This is a genomic window from Streptomyces alkaliphilus (assembly GCF_014141535.1).
Taxonomy (GTDB): Bacteria; Actinomycetota; Actinomycetes; order Streptomycetales; family Streptomycetaceae; genus Streptomyces; species Streptomyces alkaliphilus.
In genome coordinates, this window is sequence record NZ_VKHT01000779.1 from 1 (window position 1) to 2,446 (window position 2,446).

Sequence of the window (2,446 nt, forward strand, 5' to 3'; positions counted from 1 at the left end):
GGCCCGGACGGCCTGCCCGAGGCACCGCCGCTCCCCCCGCCCACCGAACTGCCGCGCCCGACCGACGGATCGATCGAGTGGCCGGCGTGGGCGGACCTGGCGCTGGGCGACCACCTGCTGCGACACGGCGCGCCGTTCGAGCCGGACGCGGCGGTCAACCCGTCGCCGGACGGCGTGGGCATCGAGTACAACCGGCCGCCGCGACTGGCCCCGCACCTGGACGACGAGTCGTTGCGGCTGCCCGGCCCCCCGACGGCCAACCGTGGCCGGGCCTTCCCTTTCCTCATGATCATCATGCCGCTGATCATGGGTCTGGTGCTGATCAGCCTCTTCCGCAACTTCTTCTTCGTCATCTTCGTCTTCTTCACCCCACTGATGGCGATCAGCAACTGGGTGATGGCCCGGCGCAGCGGCCGTCGCCAACACGCCGAGAAGCTCCGCCTGTACCGGCTCCGGCGGGCCGCGCTGGAGTCGGAGATGCGCAAGGCCACCGTCACCGAACGCGGCCTGCGCAACCGCGCCTTCCCCGATCCGGCTGCCCTCCTGCTGCACGCCTCCGGCCCGGGCCGACAGCTGTGGGAGCGGCGGCGCCGCGACCCCGACCACCTGGTGCTGCGGCTGGGCACGGTCACCCGGGCCTCGCTGAAGCGGATCGAGGACCAGGCGCGGGAGAGCCACCACCGCAACGTGCACTGGCGGTTGGCGGACGTGCCCTACGGCGTCGAGGTGGCCGAGTGCGGAGTGGTCGGCTTCACCGGCTCCGGCGACGGGCCGCGCGCCCTGGCCCGCTGGGCGATCGCCCAGAGCGCCGTCCTGCACAGCCCGCGCGACCTGCGGATCGTCGTCCTGACCACCGACGAGCACGCCGAATCATGGGGCTGGGTGCGCTGGTTGCCGCACCTGCGCGGCCTCGCCCCGGAGGCGGTGGTGGCGCTGGGCAACGACCCGGAGAGCACCGCCCACCGGGTCAACGAACTGCTCTCCCGCCTGCGCGCCCGGGTCCAGGCGTCCTCCTCGGCGCTGGGCCGGACCCTGATGACCGAGCCGGACATCCTGGTCGTCCTCGACGGCGCCCGCCGACTGCGGGACGTGCCGGGCGTGGTGGAGCTGCTGACCACCGGGCCGGCGGTGCGGATCTTCTCGCTCTGCCTGGACGAGCGGGAGCGACTGCTGCCCGAGGAGTGCACGGTGGTGGTCTCCTCGCACGGCAGCCGGCTGACCCTGCGCGCCTCGGGCATGCCGGCGGTGGAGGACATCCGCGCCGACCTGGTCACCCCGGCCTGGTGCGAGGAGGTGGCCCGCTCCGTGGCGCCGGTGCGGGACGTGAGCGTGGACTCCGACTCCGGCCTGCCGGCGGACGTGCGGCTGCTGCCGCTGCTGGACCAGGAGCCGCCGGACCCGGCGAAGGTGGTGGAGCTGTGGAACCGCCGCCCGGCCTCCACCTCCTTCGTGCTGGGGCGCGGCTACGAGAACCTGCTGCGGCTGGACCTGGTGCGGGACGGGCCGCACGGCCTGGTCGGCGGCACCACCGGCTCCGGCAAGTCCGAGCTCCTCCAGACCCTCATCGCCTCCCTGGCAGCGGTGAACAGACCCGACGAACTGACCTTCGTCCTGGTGGACTACAAGGGCGGCAGCGCCTTCCGGGAGTGCGCCGAACTCCCGCACACCCTGGGCATGATCACCGACCTCGACGGCCATCTGGTGCAGCGAGCGCTGGCCTCCCTCGACGCCGAGCTGCGGCGCCGCGAGACGGTGCTGGCGGAGGTCGAGGCCAAGGACCACGCCGAGTACCGGGCCAAGCGGGCCCGCGACCCGCGCCTGGCGCCACTGCCCCGACTGCTCATCGTGATCGACGAGTTCGCCACCCTGGTCCGCGAGCTGCCCGGCTTCGTCCCCGGCCTGATCAACCTCGCGCAGCGCGGCCGTTCGCTGGGCCTGCACCTGCTGCTGGCCACCCAGCGCCCGGCCGGGTCCGTCAACAACGAGATCAAGGCCAACACCAACCTGCGGATCGCGCTGCGGGTCACCGACCGCTCCGAGAGCCAGGACATCATCGACTCCCCGGACGCGGTCACCATCTCCCCGCACACCCCCGGGCGGGCGCTGGTGCGGCGCGGCGGCGGCACCCCCACCGCCTTCCAGACCGCCTGGGTGGGAGCCGAACGCCCCGGCGCGGCCCCTGTCGGTGAGGACGGGGACGACGAGGCCGCGCCGGCCGGACCGGCCCGCCCGGTGCGGGCCGCCGAGCTGACCTGGCAGGGTCTGGGCCGCCCGGTCGTGACGGGTGAGGAGGAGGACGAGGGCGAGACCGTCACCGAGGAGCGCCCCACCGACCTCGGTGCCCTGGTGACGGCGCTGCGGCAGGCCGCCGATCTGCTGCCGGACCTCGCCCCCGGGGTTCGACCGTGGCTGCCCGCCCTGCCCGAACACCTCACCCTCCGGGACC

At 74.0% G+C, this 2,446-nt stretch carries 1 protein-coding gene; it reads left to right on the top strand.

Annotated elements, in window-relative coordinates; translation table 11 throughout:
* Positions 1–2,446, top strand: a 2,446-nt coding sequence (locus FNQ90_RS19675) for an FtsK/SpoIIIE domain-containing protein (RefSeq protein ID WP_267133077.1), incomplete at both ends; no start/stop codon positions are given.